Source organism: Corynebacterium sp., from assembly GCF_012837295.1.
Classification (GTDB): domain Bacteria; phylum Actinomycetota; class Actinomycetes; order Mycobacteriales; family Mycobacteriaceae; genus Corynebacterium.
Genome location: NZ_DURI01000219.1, coordinates 1 through 4,371, shown reverse-complemented (window position 1 = coordinate 4,371; position 4,371 = coordinate 1). Strand labels below are relative to the sequence as shown.

General features: G+C 71.0%; 4 protein-coding genes and 1 pseudogene. 2 read left to right on the top strand and 3 right to left on the bottom strand.

Going from position 1 to position 4,371, the window contains the following annotated elements; translation table 11 throughout:
* Positions 1–554 (bottom strand): aminotransferase class III-fold pyridoxal phosphate-dependent enzyme (locus GX015_RS07305; RefSeq protein ID WP_291343981.1); only part of this gene is annotated, 554 nt, incomplete at its 3' end.
* Positions 555–684: 130 nt separating this feature from the next.
* On the opposite strand from GX015_RS07305, the gene GX015_RS07300 reads away from it, so the two are divergent.
* Entirely contained in the window at positions 685–2,244 is a 1,560-nt protein-coding gene (locus tag GX015_RS07300; protein WP_291343979.1) for an oligopeptide:H+ symporter, read from the top strand.
* Between the two features lie 66 nt (positions 2,245–2,310).
* Here GX015_RS07300 and bioD read toward each other — a convergent pair whose 3' ends face one another.
* Both bioD and scpB read right to left on the bottom strand, forming a co-directional pair.
* A complete protein-coding gene (gene bioD, locus GX015_RS07295) occupies positions 2,311–2,988 on the bottom strand; it encodes an ATP-dependent dethiobiotin synthetase BioD (protein ID WP_291343977.1) in 678 nt (225 codons plus the stop codon).
* A gap of 216 nt (positions 2,989–3,204) precedes the next feature.
* Entirely contained in the window at positions 3,205–3,762 is a 558-nt protein-coding gene (gene scpB / locus GX015_RS07290) for an SMC-Scp complex subunit ScpB (RefSeq protein WP_291343975.1), read from the bottom strand.
* Between the two features lie 39 nt (positions 3,763–3,801).
* Between scpB and GX015_RS07285 the strand changes: the two are divergent.
* Positions 3,802–4,371, top strand: a pseudogene (locus GX015_RS07285) (transporter); the annotation flags it as partial.

Sequence of the window (4,371 nt, the reverse complement as noted above, 5' to 3'; positions counted from 1 at the left end):
GCCCACAGGGAGTGCATGCCGCCGTCGGGGTCGCAGACGCTCATCGGCGCGCGGGTGTCGCCGTGGTAGCCGCCGCGCCAGGTCATCAGGCGGGTGCGCTCCGGCTTGCCGACGGCCCGCTGGTACTGCAGCGCCATCTTGATCGCGACTTCCACCGACACCGAGCCGGAGTCGGAGAAGAACACCGCGTCGAGGGCTGGGTCGGTCATCGCGAGGAGCCGGCGCGACAGGTCGACGGCCGGTCCGTGGGTGAGCCCTCCGAACATGACGTGGGACATCGTCGCCGCCTGCCGCTGCGCCGCCGCCACCAGGCGCGGGTGCGAATGGCCGTGGCACGCCGCCCACCAGCTGCTCATGCCGTCGATGAGTTCGCGGCCGTCGGCAAGCGTCAGCCGCGTTCCCGCCGCCGACGCCACCGGCAGCGCCCGCACCGGGCTGGGCATCGGGCCGTAGGGGTGCCAGACGTGCGCGGCGTCGAAGGCGGCGAGGTCGGTGGCCGAGGCGGATTCGGTGGCTGAATCGGCGTCGTGCGAGTTGGTGCGGACGGTGGTCATGAACCGTGACGTTAGCGCCGATCACGAAAATCGAACACTGTTCAGGGGTAGCCGCGGGGGATGATTTGCCATCGAACGCGCCAATCCGGACGATAACTCCATGACCAGCATTGGACACCGTTCAAGTTGCGTGCTTTCGCCGCCCGCGACGCCGGAATCCCGCCCACCGGGGCGCGCCCGCATCGCACTGCCCGCCATCATCGGCGTGGAAACGTGGGAGCGCTTCAGCTACTACGGCATGCAGGCGATCATGGTGTATTACCTCTACGCCACGGTCACCGACGGTGGCGTCGGCCTGTCCACGACCACGGCCACCGCCCTCATGGGGGCGTACGGCAGCCTCGTGTACCTGTGCACCATCGCGGGCGGCTGGGTCGCCGACCGCGTCCTCGGCGCGGAACGCACGCTGCTCACCGGCGCGTGGCTGCTCGTCGCCGGCCACCTGGCGCTGGCGCTGCTCCCCGGCGGCACGGGCGTCGCCATCGGCCTGATCCTCGTCGCGGTCGGCTCGGGCGCGCTGAAGACGTCGGCGATCACCATGCTCGGCCGCGTCCGAGCCGACGGCGACCGCCGCACCGATTCCGACTTCCAGCTCTTCTACCTGGGCATCAACGTCGGCGCACTGCTCGGGCCCATGCTCACCGGATGGCTCTCGGTCCGCCACGGCTACCACATCGGCTTCGGCGCGGCGGCCGTCCTCATGACCGCCGGCCTGGTCCACTATGTGCTCGGCCGACGCCGTTTGTCGGGTACCTGGCTTGACGACGCCCGCGTCGCCGTCGAAAAGCCTTCCCTCCCCATTGCCCGGCGAGACCTCGCCGCAATCGCCGGCGTCGTCGCAGTCGCGGTGCTCGGATTGGCGGCCCTCACCGCGACCGGCGTGCTGCCGCTGGCTCACCTGGCCACCGTCATGCTCGTGGCGACCCTGCTGGCCACCACCGCACTTTTCGGCCAGATGCTGCTCGACCGCGGGCTGCGTGCCGGGGAACGGGCCCGCGTGCTGGCATTCCTGCCGCTGTTCGTGGCGTCGGCGGCGTTCTGGGCGATCCTCAACCAGACCTTCGGCGCGCTGGCCGTTTACGCCGACGTGCGCGTCGACCGCATCATCGGCGGCGATGGCGGCGGCTGGGAGGCCCCGGCGGCGTGGGCGCAGTCGCTCAACCCGATCTTCATTCTCACGCTGTCCGCCCCGCTGGCCGCGCTGCGCCTGCGCCTCGGCGACCGCATGCCGGGCCCGACCGCGCAGATCACCGGCGGCACCGCCCTGGCCGGCGCCGGCGTCATGTGCCTGCTGCCCTTCACCGGGCATGCGGCGGGCACCGTGCCGCTCATCGCGCTGGTGGCCGCATACGGCATCATCACGTTCGGGGAGCTGCACATCGGGCCCGTCGGCATGTCGGCGGCCACGTCGATGGCGCCCGCGAAGTACCGGACGCGCTTCTCCGCGCTGTTCTTCATGACGATGGCCGTGGGCACCGCGCTGGCCGGCGTCATGTCCACCAACTACGACCCGACCAGCGCCTCCTCCGAACGGTCGTATTTCCTCGCGCTGGGCCTGTCGGCCATCGTCATCGCGGCGGCCGTCGGCGCCCTCGTGCCGTGGATCAACCGCAGAATGCCCCGGGACGCCGGACCGGAACTGACCGCGGGCGCGAATCCGGACGCGAAAAAGGCCCCCGCCGACGTCTGAGTCGGCGAGGGCACGGTGGCCGGGGTCTGGGGCCGGGGTCTGGAACCCTGACCTCCGGGACGCGCGCTACTCCACGAAGCTTCCGCTGAACCAGCTGGCGGCGCGGCCGACGAAGTCCTCGCGGTCCAGCTCGGCGGCGTCCTCCGGCAGCCACGCCAGGACGGGCAGGCCGGTGACGAGGGGCAGCTGCTCGATGACGCACTCGGCCACCGCATCGGGCTGCTCGGGGCGGGCGCCGCCGATGATGCCGGTGATCTCCAAGCCGCGGGCGCGGCACGCCTCCAGCGTCAACTCGACGGCGTTGAGCGTGCCCGGCGACGTCGCGGTCACGATGGTGACCTTCGCGCCGAGCTCCTCCGCCAACTGCGGCAGCGCCCAGTTCGAGATCCGCGCCAGCACGCCGCCGGTGCCCTCCACGAACACGGGGCGGCCGTCGGCGGCGAGATCGCGCAGCTTGTCGGCGGTCTCCTCCAGATCCAGCTCCGGGGCGCCGACGCGCCGGGCGGCGAACACCGGCGGGAGAGCGTCGTCGTACCGCGCGAACTCGTGGAGATCCTCGCAGCCCGTCAGCCGGCGGATCACCTCCAGCGCACCCTTGCCCTCCGGCTCGCCGGTCTGGGCGAGCTTGACCACGATCGGCTCCTCGCCGGCCGCCATCGCCTGGGCCACCAAGGCGGCGGTGGCGGTGGTCTTGCCCACCGACGTCCCCGTGCCGGTGATGATGTGGATGCCCCTGAAGTACATGAGGAAGAGATGTCCTTTCCCGCTCGAGTCCCGCACGTGCCCGTGGGAACCGGCGCGCCCAATGCGCTCATCCGCCCGACCGATTCCGATCCGGCGCTTTCATCTTCGACAATATCCGGCGTTCACTGTTCGCCTTAATCCGGGGTTGGTCAGCCGACCAAGATCACACTGCCGAGGTGCCCCCGTTGCCCGAGTCGGAGCCGGGCCGGGTCCCGGTCAGGGCAGGTCGGGTTCGTCGATGAGGTCGACGTCGGGAAGCAGCGGCGCCAAATCGGGCAACTGGTCGAGCGATTCGATGCCCAGCTGCTCCAGGAGCAGGTTGGTGGTGACGTACAGGTGCGCGCCCGTCGACGGGTCCTCCCCCGCCTCGGCGACGAGGCCGCGGGCCAGCAGCGTGCGCATGACGCCGTCGACGTTGACGCCGCGCACCGCCGACACCTGCGCGCGCGTCGCCGGCTGGCGGTAGGCCACGACGGCGAGCGTCTCCATCGCCGCGCGCGACAACCTCGTCTGCGTGCCGTCGAGCAGAAACGCCTCCACGGCATCCGCGTATTGCGCCCGCGTGTACAGGCGCCACCCGCCCTCGACCTCGCGGAGATCGAACCCCGAACCACGGGCCTCGAACTCGTCGCGCATCTGCCCCAGCACCTCGCGGATCGCCTCCGGCTCGACGTCGAGCGCGCGGGCGAGGTCCATCGGCGTCACCGGCGTGTCCACGACGAGCAGCACGCTTTCCACGGCGGCTCGCAGCGGGTCGATCTGGGGCAGGTCCATGGCGGCAGTCTATCCAGCGGCGGGGCTAGGGTGGGCATCGTGCTCGCATTTCTCGCGTCCAATTCGCTGCTGGCCCTGGCCGTCATCCTCACCGTCGGTTTCGCCCTCGGGCGGATCCGGGTCGTGGGGCTGAGCCTGGGGTCGGCGGCGATCCTCTTCGTCGCCATCGGCTTGTCGACGGCCAACCCCGACATCCAGATGCCTCCCCTCATTTACCAGTTCGGGTTGGCGTTGTTCGTGTACTGCATCGGCTTGGCCGCGGGGCCGGCGTTCTTCCGCACGCTGCGCAGCCGGGGTCTGGCGCTGAACCTCATCGTCGCCGTTTTGCTGATCGGGTTGACGGCGCTGACGTTCGCGTTGGTGACGTTCTCCGGCGCGGACGCCATCACCGGTGCCGGCATGTTTGCCGGCGCGGTGTCGTCGACGCCGGGCATGGCCGCGATCCTCGCCGCCGTCCCCGATCTACTGCCCGCCGGGTCGGATCCGGATGCGGCGTCGGCGGCGGTCGTCGGTTATTCGCTGGCGTACCCCGGTGGCGTGCTGGGCATCATCATCGTCGCGGCCCTCGGCGCGCGGCTGCTGCGCGTCGACCACGTCGCCGACGCCAAG

Coding starts and splice junctions, on each gene's coding strand:
- bioD (WP_291343977.1), bottom strand. CDS start 2,988: ATGTACTTCAGGGGCATCCACATCATCACCGGCACGGGGACGTCGGTG.
- scpB (WP_291343975.1), bottom strand. CDS start 3,762: ATGGACCTGCCCCAGATCGACCCGCTGCGAGCCGCCGTGGAAAGCGTG.